Source organism: Lysinibacillus sp. GJ-1 (genome assembly GCF_021166035.1).
In the GTDB taxonomy this organism is placed as follows: domain Bacteria; phylum Bacillota; class Bacilli; order Bacillales_A; family Planococcaceae; genus Lysinibacillus; species Lysinibacillus sphaericus.
This window is the reverse complement of record NZ_CP088912.1, coordinates 302,913-319,501: the sequence shown is the minus strand read 5'-3', so window position 1 is coordinate 319,501 and position 16,589 is coordinate 302,913. Positions and strand designations below refer to the sequence as shown.

Annotated in this window: 15 protein-coding genes and 1 other RNA gene; 6 read left to right on the top strand and 10 right to left on the bottom strand. The window is 36.8% G+C overall.

The features are described from left to right. Positions 1-167 precede the first annotated feature (167 nt). Complete coding sequence (locus tag LO754_RS01520; RefSeq protein WP_231785453.1) at positions 168-1,343, top strand: hypothetical protein; 1,176 nt, start codon at positions 168-170, stop codon at positions 1,341-1,343. Further along, complete coding sequence (locus LO754_RS01515; protein ID WP_231785452.1) at positions 1,306-3,186, top strand: ATP-binding protein; 1,881 nt, start codon at positions 1,306-1,308, stop codon at positions 3,184-3,186. Before LO754_RS01520 ends, LO754_RS01515 begins: the two co-directional genes overlap by 38 nt. 107 nt (positions 3,187-3,293) lie before the next feature. Here the strand turns inward: LO754_RS01515 and LO754_RS01510 are convergent, their stop codons facing one another. Further along, on the bottom strand, positions 3,294-3,734 hold the full coding sequence (locus LO754_RS01510; RefSeq protein ID WP_025218487.1) for a hypothetical protein: 441 nt from the start codon (positions 3,732-3,734) through the stop codon (positions 3,294-3,296). 172 nt (positions 3,735-3,906) lie between these two features. On the opposite strand from LO754_RS01510, the gene LO754_RS01505 reads away from it, so the two are divergent. Both LO754_RS01505 and LO754_RS01500 read left to right on the top strand, forming a co-directional pair. Further along, on the top strand, positions 3,907-4,548 hold the full coding sequence (locus tag LO754_RS01505) for a YfbR-like 5'-deoxynucleotidase (RefSeq protein WP_029747446.1): 642 nt from the start codon (positions 3,907-3,909) through the stop codon (positions 4,546-4,548). A gap of 95 nt (positions 4,549-4,643) precedes the next feature. After that, the gene (locus LO754_RS01500; RefSeq protein ID WP_231785451.1) at positions 4,644-5,150 is read left to right on the top strand and encodes a zf-HC2 domain-containing protein; all 507 of its coding nucleotides are present in this window, start codon (positions 4,644-4,646) and stop codon (positions 5,148-5,150) included. A gap of 52 nt (positions 5,151-5,202) precedes the next feature. Here the strand turns inward: LO754_RS01500 and LO754_RS01495 are convergent, their stop codons facing one another. Continuing rightward, a complete protein-coding gene (locus LO754_RS01495; RefSeq protein ID WP_108030686.1) occupies positions 5,203-5,541 on the bottom strand; it encodes a zinc ribbon domain-containing protein YjdM in 339 nt (112 codons plus the stop codon). A 243-nt stretch (positions 5,542-5,784) separates the two neighbouring features. On the opposite strand from LO754_RS01495, the gene ssrS reads away from it, so the two are divergent. Continuing rightward, a non-coding RNA gene (gene ssrS, locus LO754_RS01490) (6S RNA) lies at positions 5,785-5,977 on the top strand. A 197-nt stretch (positions 5,978-6,174) separates the two neighbouring features. Here the strand turns inward: ssrS and LO754_RS01485 are convergent. The 6 genes from LO754_RS01485 to LO754_RS01460 all read right to left on the bottom strand — a co-directional run bounded on the left by LO754_RS01485 (position 6,175) and on the right by LO754_RS01460 (position 12,811). Continuing rightward, complete coding sequence (locus tag LO754_RS01485; RefSeq protein ID WP_231785450.1) at positions 6,175-7,203, bottom strand: nucleotidyltransferase family protein; 1,029 nt, start codon at positions 7,201-7,203, stop codon at positions 6,175-6,177. A gap of 141 nt (positions 7,204-7,344) precedes the next feature. Then, positions 7,345-8,544: an MFS transporter gene (locus LO754_RS01480; RefSeq protein ID WP_231785449.1), complete on the bottom strand. Its 1,200-nt coding sequence runs from the start codon at positions 8,542-8,544 to the stop codon at positions 7,345-7,347. Next, the gene (locus LO754_RS01475; protein WP_231785448.1) at positions 8,531-9,217 is read right to left on the bottom strand and encodes a hypothetical protein; all 687 of its coding nucleotides are present in this window, start codon (positions 9,215-9,217) and stop codon (positions 8,531-8,533) included. The genes LO754_RS01480 and LO754_RS01475 overlap by 14 nt, the downstream gene beginning before the upstream one ends. Before the next feature lie 15 nt (positions 9,218-9,232). Further along, positions 9,233-10,492, bottom strand: a complete 1,260-nt coding sequence (locus tag LO754_RS01470) for an FAD/NAD(P)-binding protein (protein WP_231785447.1) — start codon at positions 10,490-10,492, stop codon at positions 9,233-9,235. A gap of 54 nt (positions 10,493-10,546) precedes the next feature. Further along, positions 10,547-11,581 carry an NAD(P)H-dependent flavin oxidoreductase gene (locus LO754_RS01465; protein ID WP_025218433.1) on the bottom strand — a complete coding sequence of 345 codons (1,035 nt, stop codon included), beginning with the start codon at positions 11,579-11,581 and terminating at the stop codon, positions 10,547-10,549. A 39-nt stretch (positions 11,582-11,620) separates the two neighbouring features. Next, the gene (locus tag LO754_RS01460; RefSeq protein ID WP_231785446.1) at positions 11,621-12,811 is read right to left on the bottom strand and encodes a YbfB/YjiJ family MFS transporter; all 1,191 of its coding nucleotides are present in this window, start codon (positions 12,809-12,811) and stop codon (positions 11,621-11,623) included. A gap of 113 nt (positions 12,812-12,924) precedes the next feature. On the opposite strand from LO754_RS01460, the gene LO754_RS01455 reads away from it, so the two are divergent. Continuing rightward, positions 12,925-13,821 carry a LysR family transcriptional regulator gene (locus tag LO754_RS01455; RefSeq protein WP_231785445.1) on the top strand — a complete coding sequence of 299 codons (897 nt, stop codon included), beginning with the start codon at positions 12,925-12,927 and terminating at the stop codon, positions 13,819-13,821. 364 nt (positions 13,822-14,185) lie between these two features. Here LO754_RS01455 and LO754_RS01450 read toward each other — a convergent pair whose 3' ends face one another. Together LO754_RS01450 and LO754_RS01445 are read right to left on the bottom strand one after the other, a co-directional pair. Further along, a complete protein-coding gene (locus LO754_RS01450) occupies positions 14,186-15,247 on the bottom strand; it encodes an LLM class flavin-dependent oxidoreductase (protein ID WP_231785444.1) in 1,062 nt (353 codons plus the stop codon). A gap of 87 nt (positions 15,248-15,334) precedes the next feature. Continuing rightward, positions 15,335-16,558, bottom strand: coding sequence for an MFS transporter (locus LO754_RS01445; RefSeq protein ID WP_435892046.1), 1,224 nt, complete (start codon positions 16,556-16,558; stop codon positions 15,335-15,337). Between the last annotated feature and the right edge of the window lie 31 nt (positions 16,559-16,589).

Genomic DNA, 16,589 nt, shown 5'->3' with positions numbered 1-16,589 from the left:
TCTGTAACTCAAAACACAATTACTCAAAAAGAACTAATAATGTGTGAAAATCTTCAATTTATATACATAAAGTTTTCTTTAGAGCGAAATGCATATTTTCTTTTTCTTTATTTCATGGCATGGTAAAACAATACAATCTAATATTTTAACTTACAGGAGGCTTTATATTGGCGTTGAGAAAACCTATCGTAAGACATTTGCTAGTTATTTTAATTATTTTTATCGTCTTAACGATTTTCCGTCTACTCTGGCTAGCATATTTTACACCTTCTAATAATCAACCACTTGCACAAGCAGGTGTTTTAGATATGCGCCAGCAAACTTTAACAGAAGATGAGATCTATCAAATCAATGGTGAATGGCTCTATTATCCTGAAGTGTTGTTAAAAACACCTAACAGCAATGAGACAAGCAGTTCCATCGAACAAACTGTCCGTAAAATTCCTATGCAAAGGGGTTCAGCGACAAAACAACATTTTGGTACATATCGTGTAAAAATCTTATTAAGTGCTAATGCCCATTCAAATCACCGTTATGCTATCCGAGTTCCTGCCATTTCTACTGCATCAGCGCTATATATTAACGGGAAACTTGCGGGGCAGTCTGGAGTAGTGTCATCAAATCCTAGCACCCATAAAGGACAGGCCGCACCTTACACCATATATTTCACTGCAGAGCAGTCTGAAATCGACGTCATTTTACATGTATCCAATTTTGATACTCCCTCCAATATGGTTATAGATAAACGTCTTTCATTTAGCTCTGCGTCAGCCATGATGCACCATCAGTTCATTACACAATTATCACTTGTAGCTATTTCGATGTTGCTTATTTTATTTGCGTTATTTAGCATTCTTGTCTTTCTCTTTATTTACCGCAATAAAAAAGTGTTGCTGTTCACTGTCGGCTTTCTTTTACCTTTAGCTGACGAACTTATTACTTATGATCGTTCAATACTTGATTGGTTACATTTGGATTATGTATGGTCGTTAAAGCTATCCAATCTTATTTATCTTGGTGCTTCCTATTTCTTTGTACAGTTTATTCGTGTCTTATTAGTGCGCTATCAACAAGCAAAATATTTCCGATGGTTTACAACATTGTATGCCTTAGGCGCGCTACTTATTATACTATTACCTATTCAATGGCTACACACAGCTAACTTAGCCTTCTTTATGCTTTATGTCGTGTCATTTTTATATGTTGTTGTACTGGCATTAAAAGAGTATATAGGAAATCAAGAAAGTTCAGCTTTTATTGCATTTACAGCTATTGGCACAACAAACGGAATTATATGTTATAAAAATGTCTTTTGTATTAGACATCCCGTTTTATCCATTTGACTATTTAATGATTGCACTGGGCTTTGCAGGTTATTGGTTTAAACGCTTTTATGAAAATCAACAACAGATTAATCTGCTTGTTGCCAAATTACAAAAAGATGGGGAAATGAAAGATGAGTTTTTATTAAGCAATGCACAAAAGCTTTGGGACCCTATGAATAAAATGATTACTTTAGGACAAACAATTTATGATAATCCAAACAATTGTTTTGTTATGGAAGACAAGCAGAATTTAAAATATTTAATTGATATAGGACGCAGTATGTCCTTTACGCTCAATGACATCGTGGATTATACACGATTAAAAGACAATAATTTACACCTTCATAAAAAGAATGTCCGCATTCAAGGCGTGGTGTCTGGCGTATTTGATATGCTACGTTTTATTGCTGTGGGAAAACAAATTCAAATGACATCTTCTATTGCAAGAGACTTCCCTCTTGTGCTAGCCGATGAAAAACGGCTTATTCAAATTCTGTTTAATCTGCTACACAGCTCTATTAAAAATACGAACGCTAGTTCAATCGAAATTAGCGCAACAATAGAAAGAAAGATGGCTGTAATTTATATCAAACTGACAGAGTCTGGAACGAACAATCCTGATATTAATCTTCACGAACATCTCTTTTCTTCTGACAAAGGACTTTCAGATAATGAAGAAATTCATCTTAGTTTTTTGATTTCTAAGCAACTAATTGAATTACACGGAGGTTCATTACTTAATAAAGGAGCAGATTTGCTTTTTACTATACCTATTGTAGATGTCATGGAAGAGATAGAACAATTGGATGATGAGCGAACAGAGGATATTCATTTACAGGAGAATAACACGCAGTTAAAAGCTTCTGCTACTGAAAAACAGTTTAAAATTTTAATGGTCGATGATGACCCTGTAAACTTAACAATGATGCGAAGTCTATTCTCTGCTACAGAATATAATATTACAACCATTACAAGTAGTGAAAAGGCACTGGATTTATTGCGTTTACAAAGATGGGATTTAGTCATTATTGATGCAATGCTCCCTTATATTTCTGGATATGCCTTAATTGAAAACATTCGACAGCATTATACCTTGCTAGAGCTACCAATTTTATTGTTAACTGCTCGAAATAATCCTGAAGATGTGTATACTGGGTTTGCACATGGGGCCAATGATTATGTAACGAAACCCATTAATTCTTTGGAATTAAAAGTACGCTGTCGTGCGTTAATTGATTTAAAATATAGCATCAATCAGCAGCTACATTTGGAAACTGCTTGGCTTCAAGCACAAATACAGCCTCATTTTTTATATAATACACTTAATACAATTGCTTCACTGAGTACAATTGATCCAGATCGAATGATTGACTTAATGCATCAATTCGGGAAATATCTCCACGCAAGCTTCGATGTAAAGAACCTGCAACGAGTTGTACCTCTGCGTCATGAACTCGAACTCGTCCGTTCATATCTTTATATCGAACAGCAACGTTTTGGGGAATTATTACAAATTGATTGGGATATTGATGAACAAATTGATGTTGAGATTCCCCCAATTTCTTTGCAAACGCTTGTAGAAAATGCATTACGACATGGTGTATTAAAACAAAAAGGTGGCGGCACTGTTTGTATTCGAATTAAAGAGCTTGCCGATTATGTGACCGTCAGTGTAATTGACAACGGTATTGGTATGGACGCCACGACATTAGCACAATTACTATCCGATACGGATACAACGAGTAGAGGCATTGGATTACGCAATACGGACCTACGTCTTAAAAGGATTTATGGTCAAAGGTTACAAATCAAAAGCACTCCAAACGAAGGCACAACCATCACCTTCCACATCCCCCAATAATAGTAGTGCCAGTCACTCAAACAATTCTTGCAACCACTCAAGGCACAAGACGCAAAAACCCTCGCATCAGCGAGGGTTGCGGCAGTGCCAGTCACTCAAACAATTTATTACCAAAGCACTGGTTTTGCTACCATCAGCCATAACATAATCAGCAATAATACAATATATATCCATGCTTTACGCTGTAATAATGAAGCAAATTTTTGCTGATGATAGGCGGGCGTATCGAACGTGCGAATAGTTGGTTTAAAGGCTCTAGCTAAAAAGACAATCGAACCACCCATCACAAGAAATGTTAGGATTACCCACGATGTTGTCCATGGATATCCTCCACGCCACATTAATAAAATACCCGAGGCAACTAGCACATGCCCCGCGTGTTTAACGATCGTAATTGCACCTTGAAATACTTGGATATATGGTGGCATTTCAACATGTGCAGCTGTACGCATTTTCTTAACAATTACTAAAACAACAAACAATGGCCCAATCGAAAGGACTGCACTTAAAATATGTATATATAGAAGAAGTGTATAAATCGATAGCATATTGCATACTCTCCCTTTAACAAGTCTTACTCATTATAGCATTCCCCATTGCGTTCTCTCACAATAATTGTGAATCCTTTGTAAATGCAACATGAATCATTGTTAAATTGTTTGAAATTTGAACAAAGAGGGTATGGATTATAGTAACATGCACTTATAGAAACAAAAAGGAGTGATTCTTATAGGAATTCATCAATTTTTTACAAGTCTTAATGATTTAGAACGTATTATTCGTTGCCCTGGCCGTTTCAAATTTGAAGAACATAATGTAGCAGCACATTCTTGGAAAGTCTCACAGTACGCCATGTTCTTTGCAACACTGGAAGAAATGAATGGCGCTACAGTGAATTGGAAATCGCTATATGAAAAAACCATCAATCATGATTTCGCGGAAGTATTTATCGGAGATATTAAAACACCCGTAAAGCATGCTAGCCCAGAGCTAAAACAAATGCTTGCACATGTGGAAGAAAAAATGATGGAAAAATTCATTATGAACGAAATCCCTAAAGAGTTCCAAGACATCTTTTTTGAACGCATGAAAGAAGGAAAAGACGAAACACTAGAAGGTCGTTTACTTGAATTCGCAGACAAATTAGATCAATTTTACGAAGCCTTTGCAGAATTAAAACGCGGCAATACCGACATGGAATTTGTCCACATGTATCAAACGGCACTATCGAAGCTGTTATTGATTCCTCTTCCAGCAACAGTCCGCTATTTCAGAACTGAAATATTAAAAGATGCTGTAAAAGAAAAAACACATATTGATATACAAGCGCTCACAAATGAAGTATTAGACACAAACAAATAACGTGCATGTACAAGTTTTCCGATGAATTGATCGACGGAAGGCTTTTTTTATTTCCTAAAAAAAGTCGTATAATAGGAGTGATAGGAGGGAAAATATTGTCACATGAATGTTCAATTGTAGAAGATTTACTACCTTTATATAAAGCACATGGCCTCCAAGCCGATACGACCGAATTTATTGAACGGCATTTAGCTACATGTAAATCATGTCAGCAGTTGGCCGCTACACAATTATCCACTAATCAAAACTTATCGATGAAAAGCACATTAACCTTTTTTCATCTTGTTTTTATCGTGCTATCTTTTATGTTTGCCCTTAATTCATCTTTACTTGGCAATCATAAAAGCTTCGTCATACTATACGGTCTTTTCGGTTGCCTAACTTATTTATTTTATAAAAACATTTGGATTGTCTTTGCCATAAGCTCTATACCTGTGTTCGTCTGGGCCATTATTAATAATTTTAGCAATCCACTCTATATGAAGAACTTCTCTTTTATCGATATTGGTTCACTTATAGTTGGTGCAAGCTATATAGCTCTTTTACATACTATATTTGCCCTACTCGGTGCCGCTTTTGCCATTGTTTTACGTAGGCTTTGAAATGATAAAAGCATCTCTCCTTACGAAAGATGCTCATTTATCATTTTAATTTTTAAGCTTTTTTCACGAACTCTGATTTTAGCTTCATTGCACCGAAGCCATCAATTTTACAATCAATATTGTGATCCCCTTCAACAAGACGGATACTTTTCACCTTTGTTCCGATTTTTAATGTTGAAGAACTTCCTTTTACTTTTAAATCTTTAATAACTGTTACCGCATCACCATCTGCTAACAAGTTGCCATGTGCGTCTTTTACAATGAGTGTATCTGACTCCTGCTCTGTTGCATTAGTGCTCCATTCATGTGCACATTCTGGACAAACAAAATTTGTGCCATCCTCATATGTGTATTCAGAATTACATTTTGGACAATTTGGATATGCTGCCATCTCTGCTTCCTCCCTCTATTTTTTCGATAGATAAATGATTACGCTCCTATCTTCACACACTTAGTCTGATTTCGCAAAGGTTGTTCGTATTTTTTGTTCGCATTTGTGAAAAATATATGAAACAATCCCTTATTATCCAACTATTTTTCGGCCATAACTTTTTATTTTACAACATGTGCCCATTGACTTTTTTTCATAAACCATCTTACTTGCAACTTTGTTTTGCATGCCTTATTATATCCTTAAAGGCTGCATTGTTCGTATAATATTAAGTTTTAACCTTTAAGCTGTAAAAGGGAGTTTTATTATTGGAGTTGGAATGACGGGCCTCACACCAAGGTGCATGAGGATAAGCAGGAAAACTTCTGCGAACACCCACTTTGAGGAGTGGTGGTTTAAAACTTTCTATAATAACTACGGCATACGCGGCTTTTAACTTTACCATTAGAGCCTCAAGGCTTCCAAGCGACTCACCCTTCTTTATTGGAGGGTGAGTTTTTTATGTTTTTTCTAACGTGTGCAAAAAATCTCCTGTACCATTATTAAGTGGGAAGAAAACTTAGCGAACCTAAAAGACAGCAAAAAGAATGCATCGAAAAATGCGTAGAACTTTACTCAGTCTTTCAATCCTACTCAATTTAATAACTTACTTAACAAATCCGCATGCCAGTCATTATGATTCTGATTGACAACTACATCTTCTTCAATGAATTTATCCGCAGACAACTCTTTTAGTGTTAACAGCGGTATTAGTGGATAATATAATTCCTCAACTTCGTAAAGGACCTCAAATGCTAAATACTCCACATTGTGCATCCTAACTTTTTTAATAAAAACATCCCAATTTATATCCTGTGACTTAATTAGCCGATAGATATCCGTATATTTAAAAAGAGATACATCCTTGTTATATTTTTTATCCTTATAAACGTCTACACATAAAGAGAGTAACGTATCTTCCCATAACAAAACTTTAAATTGAACCCCATCTATTGTTAATATTTGTACATTTTTTAGCAATTCTTCCGTTACATCTTCTTGAAGATTACTCTCACCGAATGAATATGGAAAAAATTGCAATCTAATTTTAAATATACTTAAAAATTTCATCTCGGTGGATTTAACTAAATCAAGCGGTTTTAGGTTTTCAAGTATCCTATCCCCAGTGTCCAAATTCACATCAGCGTTATTTGGCATGTAACCAATAGACTGTAGACATTGTACGACCTTGCCTTTATCTTTATAATTCACTAACACCTTACTATCGTAGTACGGACTGTGAAGACTGTCCTTATAGATCGTTTGGCAATTTGGCAGCCCGTCTAATAAAGCATACGGAATTTCTGCTCTATTTAATATTTCTATCAACTGTAATTGATGTTGTAACTGTTCATTGGCGATCTCTTTGTGCAATTTATATTCTAAATTAGCCATTGTTTTTAATTTTACATACCCGTATTCAAAGTTAGTTTCATCCACTATGTACTTTCTTATAATTACAGATACATTTGGGAAAATATGATGCATTTTTAATAGCCCTATTACTCGTACCCAATCTAAAGGCATTTTAAGTAATTGTTTTAAAGTATCAACCTCTACATACGATAAACTTTCTTTCGAGAGTAATAATATAAGATTATTTTCCCAATCAGTATATACCAATTACTCTTTCCCCTTCCATTTCCCAATAAAATTGAATCAAACTATGACAATATAAAAGGAAAAGGCACCTATAAATGTGCCTTTCTCCATAACCATTCATCTATTCAATTTATTTAACGACTAATAGAAACAAATCCATTACTAACTAAACTTTTCTTGGATAGGCGTTTCTTTAGCATTCACTCGATACGATTCTACTACTGATATACATGCTAGTATTCCAGCAATAGACATTAGAAGCCAAGCTACATTGGAACCTAAAGTTGTAAACACCAAACCAAAAATTAATGGTCCGACAGCTGCCCCTAGAGAAACACCCATTTGACTAATAGCAGTTGCTTGCCCTTCTCTTCCAGGATAAGCAGCTCCTGTTACATAGTGTAGTAATCCAGCCCAGCCCCAGCCACCACCATAGGCTAGAATAGCCCCTACTACTTGTAGAGTGTGTGAAGGCATGGTTAATGCTGCTGTACCTAATGATCCAACGATAAACATTGATAGTAACAATATTTTTTCAAGCCCTCTAAAACGGTCAATTGCTAACCCAGCAAAAACCCTTACTAGAATATTTGTTATCGATGCAACTGCGGCCACCATACTAGCCTTTACTAATGTAATTCCTCCATGTGTTAGAGACGTAATCAAAAATCCACCTAAGCTATTTCCAATTGCAGCGCCTAGGCATCCTGCTATCGCCAACAACATTAAATGTCTATTTAAGCGTAGTTTTGTTGCATTTTTCTTTTTAGCATTGCCATGTTCATCATCTTTTGAATTCATCAGTAAGATTATGCCATAGAATAAAGTTAGTCCAGCAACAAGTCCGAATAGATTTCTCCATCCTATAGGCACTGCTAAAAAAGGAACAGAAAGGCTACAAAACAAAGTTGCTGCAGGTATGGCTGCTTGTTTCAACCCAAACGCAAATCCTTGAATCTTCTCCGGGCACCGTCTGATAATTAGCATATTAGTAAATGGTTGACTGTAGCCGTAGACAGCTCCCCCAAAAGCAGCACCTACCCATAACCCAATTTCCGGATATACGAACGTTAAGAAAAGGCTGAATGCAGTAACTAGAACTGCTATACCTATTATCTTATCTATGGAATGATGGCTATTTATTTGCCTACTAATATAGGCTCCCATAAGAGATCCTAACCAATATAATGTTATTGTTACGCCTATAGCTCCAACACTAAATCCTGTATCCTTCCTTATTAAATCATTTACTGCACCTGGTAAAAATACAGGAGTTGAAGTCAAAATCGTAACAAAAACTACGGTTAGCGCTGTGAAAACACTTCTTGATGTTTTTCTTTCTGATTTATTATGCTCTAACAAGAATTTTTCTCATCTCTTTCTCTTTGTTTTCGTGTTCTGCATGTAATAGACTAATAATTTCTCGTGCAATTGCATCGGATTCACATAATGTAACTGAATTAACCCCAGGTCTAATACCCGCTGCAGTGACCCAGTGAACGCCTTCAGTTGGAACACCAAAAGCAAACCTTCTTGCATGCTCTTTGCCCTCACCGTCTAAAACTTTGTTAAGAGGTCTACTTACAGCTAATCCCCCTGTATCATAAATCAAACCATTGCAACTAGGTATTTTATAAGTTTGACATTGGTTTGTTTTTAACAAATAGGACATTAATGGATCCGCATTTCGCTTTAAATTTGTCTCAGGAAGACGTGCTTCAATGAGGGCCTTAGCCTTTATACCACTATTGTTAACGAAAGGTGACACAGCATAAAATATCGATTCTTCTTCCACTACTTCTACTTTAAGTTTTGGTCCGATAATGTTAACAATTCCTGCTTCCATCAAAGCAATCATTTGTTCAATTCTAATTGCTGGTGGACCAATCGAAAAGAATGCATTTAACGGCGTATACCAATTCTTTAATTCGATTTTATACGAATCTCCATTAATACCTGCGTAATCTACGATAAGACGAATTTCATTACGTAAATCTCGTAACGCGTCTAATGCCGATTTTAAAGGACTGGTCACATTACCTCTTTTGGCCTACTTTAAGTCTAAAGAAAGATAATGAATTAACCAATCATTAAATTCTTCGGGATTATCATAAAAATGATTTTTGACAGGATTAGCAAGCGTTTCCCAATCCCACATTAAATCATCAGGAATGCCAAAGTCCTTTAAAATGCTTCTCTCATGTTCACTTCCATAGGAATAGAGACTATATTTAGCCTGAAACTCCTGTCCAGCATTCAAACCTGATTTCTCTTCAATGATTGCCTTGTAATAAATCGTTTCTATTTCTTTCGCAATAAGTGGCCATACATCATTTTTAAAATCTACGGCTTGTCCGTCTAGCGTTTGGTTATGAAAATTCTTAATCACCTCTGGAGTGATATATATTGGTGTGTGTCTGCCTGATGCACCCTTCTCATTTTCACCACGAGCGTGATATGGAATACCTCTTCGAGAACCTGCATAGATGATAGGCTCTTCCCCTGAAGCTTGGTATACTAATTTGTTTCCTGTTCGTATGAATTGCCCGCCTCTTCCCTGTGTAAACAGTGACATGTAATCGAAGAAATTCAAACCGAGTCCCTTTAAAATAACAGGCTCTCCTGCTTTTATGCACTCTAATGAAACATCGGCTGGATTACTCGGGGTAATATAGATCATTCCCTTTTCAGCTGCGATTTTTCTTAATTTCTCTTCTTCTGGAGATAAACTTACCGGTGTATGACCTTGCGCTAACACGACAGCGTCCACTCTTAAATGAACATTATCCTTTTCAAGCTGTACAATCTGGCTTCCATCATATGCATCATCAATCGCAATAGCTCGTGTTTGATGAGTATATACCATGACGTTACTTGGCATAGTTAAGACAACTTCTTTAAATACCCATTCCAAGTAGTGACCATAAAAGGCACGTGTAGGATAGGAATCTGGTTTTAATTCTTCTGCCTCTCTCATGACTAATTCGCTATATTCCAAATTAGCATTCGCTATCTTTGTTAAAGACTTAGCCCATTCATACAAACAAGGACCTTGCATAATAGGACCTTCACATTCAACACTAAAATCCGTAAACAAAGTAATTTGAGAAGCTACTGTGTTCATCAATAACGTTTTCGACTGATTTGTTCTCCACACTTCGCCAGAACCTGGAAGGAAAGGGTCTATCATATAAATTTCAATTTTACCTGCATAAGAGTCTTCTTTAAAATTTGTACGAAGTCTTTCTAACACAGAAAGTCCTCTTGGTCCGCAACCTACTAAAGCAATTCTAAAAATATCTTTTGTCATTTTAAAACTCCTTCTAATAAATTTATAATGACCAACCCTGTATATTAGCTAAAGTCATACATGATTTTTGTTTACTTGCAGCATTAATGTTTTTATTAAATCTGCCGCTGGAAGAGATTGAGCAAGTTTATAGCCCTGTCCAGCCCATAAAGACATGTACTTTGGATTATCTGACTGAACAGCCTCTTTTCTTAATTTTTGTGTCATATAATGAACTTGTGGATACGCAGCGGGTGCTTCCTTGTCATAAGTGGATAGAAAATAATTTACTAACCCTCTTGCACGCCTGCCCGTAAATGCACGTGTAATATGAGTTGTTGTATAGTCCGAATCCGTTAAAGCTTTTCTATATACTGGATTCGTCCCACTTTCTGGACAAAGGAGAAAAGCGGTACCTAATTGAGCAGCACTAGCCCCTGCCCCTAAAACAGCAGTAATCGTACAACCATCCATAATCCCTCCTGCCGCTATAATAGGAATATCGATTTCCTTTTTCACGATACTTATAAAAACGAGTAATCCATACTCTTCGTGAGGTTCCATATTATTTGAAAAGGAAGCTCGATGTCCTCCCGCCTCAATGCCTTGCAAACATAATGCATCGGCACCCGATTCATTTGCTATTTTTGCTTCTTCTAAATTTGTAACGGTAACAATTACGAAACTTCCATTTTGCTTTAATTCTTTTATAGTTTCAGTAGACGGACATCCAAAAGTAAAACTTACAACAGGTATTTTTTCTTCTTTGATTAAGTCAATTTTGTTATGCCAGTCATCATCATCCACGATTGGATCTCCAACTGTAGTTCCTAATAGTAATGCTTCTTTTTCTAACTTCGCTCGATAGTCGTCCACATTACAATTATCATTGATTTCATTTAGGTTAGGGACAAATAAATTTACACCAAAAATATTAGAAGACAAATTACGAAATTCTTGAATATCTTTTCTTAAATCTTCAGTTGTTTTGTATCCAGCAGCTAGAAAACCTAATCCTCCTGCATTGGATACCGCTGCGGCAAGAGCTGGCGTCGATACCCCTCCCGCCATAGGAGCTTGTATAATTGGGTATTTTAATTTATCTAACATACCGTTCTCCTTTTCATCGATGATTTAATTTTTTGAAAATTAAATTTGTTTTTTTAGAAACTCAGGACTCTTCTCAAATCGAATACCAGTTAGAAGTAAGCCTGCGCCTACTAAAACTACACTGGCCGCACCCAGTAACACAGCATCATAATTCTGAGTGGCAGTTGAGATAATTCCAGCAATTGATGGCACAATCATTTGTCCACCTGCATAGATAGATGTAAGAATGCCAATAATCCGACTACTATTAAATGGACTCATTTGGCGTGCTAATGTTGTAGCAAGGGTTGTGATTCCCATAAAAGTGGCCCCAAATAATAGAGCACTTAAAACTACCCCTATTTGAGATACCCATAAAGCTGGTAGCGCTATTCCAAAAGCTTGCAGTGTCATTGCTAACACCAAGGATTTAACAAATCCAATTTTTTTAGCTAACTCTGACCAGATAATACAAGATGGAATTGCAGCCAATCCAACCACCATCCACACTACGGTAGCATCACCATGAAAGCTCGGTATTTCTTTCGCGATAGATACAATAAATGTACCTGTCACAATATACCCTAACCCTTCTAATCCATAAGCTACAATTAGCCAAGGAATCCATTTTAAAGGAGGTACACATAGAGCACTTTCTTGTTTACTAGTTTTCTCAAAAGACAGTGGTTCGTCTTTCATGCTAATCCAAACTATCAAAACTAGTAGCATACTAACACCGGACAAACCTAACCATACGCCTTCCCAGCTGTATAAACGATTTAATATGGGTATCAGTAAACTTGATAAAAAAATGCCCAGCCCTACTCCACCATAGAAAATGCCAGACCAATTCAATTTATTTCTGATAGCTAGTTTATCTAGCACAATGCCAGTGGCCATCACAAAAACAATGGCGCTGGAAATACCGGATATAAAACGCAACCCATACCAAATAAAATAAGATTGAAATAAACCCATACTAGCTGTTGTTAGGATACTAATAACCAGACTCAACCTTAATATAAACGTTCTATGTTGCTTTACAGGAATAACTCCTACTAAAAATGCCCCAAGTAAATAGCCTGCATAATTACTTGTAGCAAGATAACCCCCTACTGCATTTGAAAACGAAAGATCACTTTGCATCAGTGGAAGAATTGGCGTATATGCAAACCTGCCAATTCCCATAGCAACGATTAAAGATAAAATACCGCCTAATAAAAAAATAGAAGAATGTTTAAATAAAATCACACCCCTTGTAAAATCATTATATAAATATCATAACTTTTTTTTGAATTATAGTATAATTCAGGTAAGTGATAGTTACCATCTTTTATTTATATAGCTAAATGGAGGGTTTACTTATGGACTTACATGCTTTGAATATTTTTAAATCTGTTGCCGAAAAAGGGAGTATTTCGCAAGCCGCTCGTGATCTTAATTACGCACAATCCAATATCACTACTAAAATTCAACAATTAGAAAACGATCTTCAAACCACACTATTTTACCGGAATAACCGTGGCACTACCTTAACTTCCAAAGGGAAGGTCTTATTAACATACGCTGAAAATATCTTTAATTTAATAGAAGAAACAGTCAAGGTGATGCAAGATAATCAAATTCCACAAGGCCTTTTATCTATAGGCTCTATGGAAACAACTGCTGCTGTTCGCTTACCATCCCTACTATCGAAATATCACCACGAATATCCAAATGTAGACTTGAATTTAAAAACAGGGCCAACTCAACAAAATATTCAAGGGGTTTTGCATCATGAACTAGATGGGGCATTCGTTGCTGGTCCTATTGACCACCCAGAATTAACTCAAAAGACTGTTATCGAAGAGGACTTGGTACTAATTACAGATACTGTTCATCCTCCTTTGTCATCTATTAAAGATATCCAAACAAGGACGCTACTAGTGTTTCGAAGTGGCTGCACTTATCGGGCAAAACTCGAACAATGGTTGCATGATGAAGGAATTACACCAAATAAAATAATGGAATTTGGTACACTTGAAGCAATTCTTGGCTGTGTCTCTGCAGGGTTAGGCATAAGTATGCTCCCCTATTCTGTTATAGAAATGCATTTACAAGCTGGGACAATTAGACATCATTCAATCCCAAATCCTTATGGAAAAGTTGAAACAATATTCATCTATAGAAAGGACACATTTATACCTACATCTTTAATTAAATTTATGGATATGTTTTGTGAGGAGAGAAACACTTTTCAACATCCTATTTCCGTTCAATAATCAGAATAGTCAGTTTTAAATAACTAAAAAAAATAATAGCATTAATTTACAGTGCTGTGCCTTATGTATATGGATATTTCCAATGAAGCTAAGCATAAAAATAGTAACGGCTTATGCGTCTTTTATCCCCTCTTACATTTATAAAACATCTTAACCTATTTGGCTAAGATGCTTTTTTAATACATGTGTACAAGCGTAGGCACTACTTTGCATTGATATAGTAGACGAGATGATCAGTCCATTCACCGTCCTCATAGATGAAGCCTTTTCTCGTGTATTCACGGTAAAAGAGTGTGTCTGCTACACTCTTTTAGCGGGGTATCGGCAATTTCTAAAATCAATGGCCGTATTCTTTAATAAAATATTATATATTCTGTTCCTCGTTAGCTTCCCATTTAGCAATTTCCTCTCGAACACGGGGGGCAACCTCTGTCCCGAGCAATTCGATGGCACGCATTACTTGATGATGTGGCATTGTACTTAACGGCACATACATCATAAAACGTGTAATCCCTACATGCTTACGCAAATGAATGATTTTTTCAGCGACTGTATCTGGATCACCAACATACAATGCTCCTTCAAAACTCCTTGCAGCATCAAAGCTTGAACGGTCATAATAAGCCCAACCTCGCTCTTTACCAAGCTTATTCATACCAGCTTGCGTAGATGGGAAAAATGTATCTGCTGCCAATTCTCTGTTTTCCCCTATAAAACCTATCGAGTGAGAACCAACCTGAAGTTTAGATACATCATGTCCGGCACTTGCTGCTGCTTTCTTATATAACTGTACAATCGGTGCAAATTGCATAGGGCTTCCACCAATAATTGCTAGCATAAGTGGCAACCCTAGTAGGCCTACACGGATGGCAGAATCTTGATTTCCACCACTACCTACCCATATAGGTATAGAATTTTGAACTGGTCTTGGATACACACCTAAATTATTTATTGAAGTTCGATGTCTGCCCTGCCAAATTACTTTTTCCGATTGACGAATTTTGAGCAGCAAGTCCAAATGTTCTTCATACAATTCATCATAATCGTTCAAATTATAGCCAAACAACGGAAATGACTCAATAAAAGAACCTCTCCCCGCCATTATTTCTGCACGTCCATTTGAAATGCCATCAAGTGTGGAAAAATCTTGGAAAACGCGTACGGGATCAGCTGAAGAAAGCACAGTTACGGCACTTGTAAGTCTTATATTTTTTGTTTGCGGTGCCGCTGCCGAGAGAACCATCGCTGGAGAAGAGGCAGCATAATCCTTCCTATGATGTTCACCAACGCCAAATACATCCAGCCCTACTTGGTCCGCAAGAATAATCTCTTCGACCACTTCACGTAATCGTTGTGCATGACTAATCACTTCACCACTATAAACATCTGGCTTCGTTTCTACAAAAGATGTAATACCAATTTCCATTAAAATCTCTCCTAATCTAATTAAATTGAAAGTAAAAGTAGTCAGTACCTTTATAGTAGTACTCTTTTGCTAGTAGCTATCTTACAGCTATCCAATCTTTACTCGACTACTTATAACCCAAAAAAGCAGAGCAAAAGCGCTCACAGAAGCACCAAGTGAAGAAACCCCTTCCCAGCCAAAATGTGCGTATATTTGAGTCGAAGCAATTGATCCAGCTGCACTACCAATAGAATAGAAAATCATATATCCAGCAGTAAGTCGACTCTGTGCTTCCCTACGCAATGGAAGAATCATCGTTTGATTCGTGACATGTATTGCCTGTACGGCTAAATCCAGTAGCACAATGCCAACCACTAATGCAAATAATGATTGTTGTAAGTAACTAATAAACAACCACGCAATTAACAATAGTGTTAATGCAATACCAGTAGTTCGTTGTCCATAACCTCGATCGGCAAGTTTTCCCGCACTTGCCGCAGCTAGTGCTCCCGCTACACCAACTAGACCAAATGCTCCTATTGCGCTATGAGATAGAACAATAGGCGGCGTACTAAGTGGCAACACTAGCGAAGTCCATAAAATACTGAAATCCGCAAAAATCAACATAGCTAACACAGAACGAACACGTAATGTTCTTTCTTGCCTTAACAATGTGAATGTTGATCTAATCAACTGAGAATAGGTTATAGATTTCACTTCACGTTCTACATTAGGCAACACTTTAAAAAATAAACTAGCTAACAAAAGCATGATGGTTGCAGAGACAATAAATACCGAACGCCAACCCGCCAAATCTGTTAAAATACCGGCAAAAGTCCTTGCTAGCAGTATGCCAATCACTATTCCACTTGTTACAATGCCCACGATACGCCCTCGTTCTGTAGGAGAAGCAATGTTCGCCGCAAACGCCACGAGCGTTTGTGTAACAACTGCAAGAAGACCTACCAACGCCATACCTACAAAAAGTATTGCACTCGAAAAGGCAGTCCCTACTATAATCAGCGCTATTGTGGATAATAGCATTTGGCCAACAATAAGACGTCGTTGATTTAACAAATCTCCAAGCGGAACGAGTAATAGTAAACCGATTCCATAAAAAATCTGTGTAATAGTAATCACTAAACCAATGAAGGAATCGTCAATACCAAAGTCATTCGATAATTGATCGAGTATTGGCTGAGCAAAATAAATATTGGCAACAGAAATTCCACAGGCAGTTGCAAACAACAATGCCATAATGCGAGACATAGATGATTGTTGTTGGCAATGAGGATTTGATTGATCCTCCATATTTGTCTCTGTTTTGAACACACCTATCCCTCCATTCACAATAAGTTTACAA

Excerpts from the sequence above, each read along its gene's own strand:
- LO754_RS01515 (WP_231785452.1), top strand. The coding sequence starts at position 1,306 with ATGTCTTTTGTATTAGACATCCCGTTTTATCCATTTGACTATTTAATG.
- LO754_RS01510 (WP_025218487.1), bottom strand. The coding sequence starts at position 3,734 with ATGCTATCGATTTATACACTTCTTCTATATATACATATTTTAAGTGCA.
- LO754_RS01495 (WP_108030686.1), bottom strand. The coding sequence starts at position 5,541 with ATGGCAGCATATCCAAATTGTCCAAAATGTAATTCTGAATACACATAT.
- LO754_RS01470 (WP_231785447.1), bottom strand. The coding sequence starts at position 10,492 with ATGACAAAAGATATTTTTAGAATTGCTTTAGTAGGTTGCGGACCAAGA.
- LO754_RS01465 (WP_025218433.1), bottom strand. The coding sequence starts at position 11,581 with ATGTTAGATAAATTAAAATACCCAATTATACAAGCTCCTATGGCGGGA.
- LO754_RS01455 (WP_231785445.1), top strand. The coding sequence starts at position 12,925 with ATGGACTTACATGCTTTGAATATTTTTAAATCTGTTGCCGAAAAAGGG.
- LO754_RS01450 (WP_231785444.1), bottom strand. The coding sequence starts at position 15,247 with ATGGAAATTGGTATTACATCTTTTGTAGAAACGAAGCCAGATGTTTAT.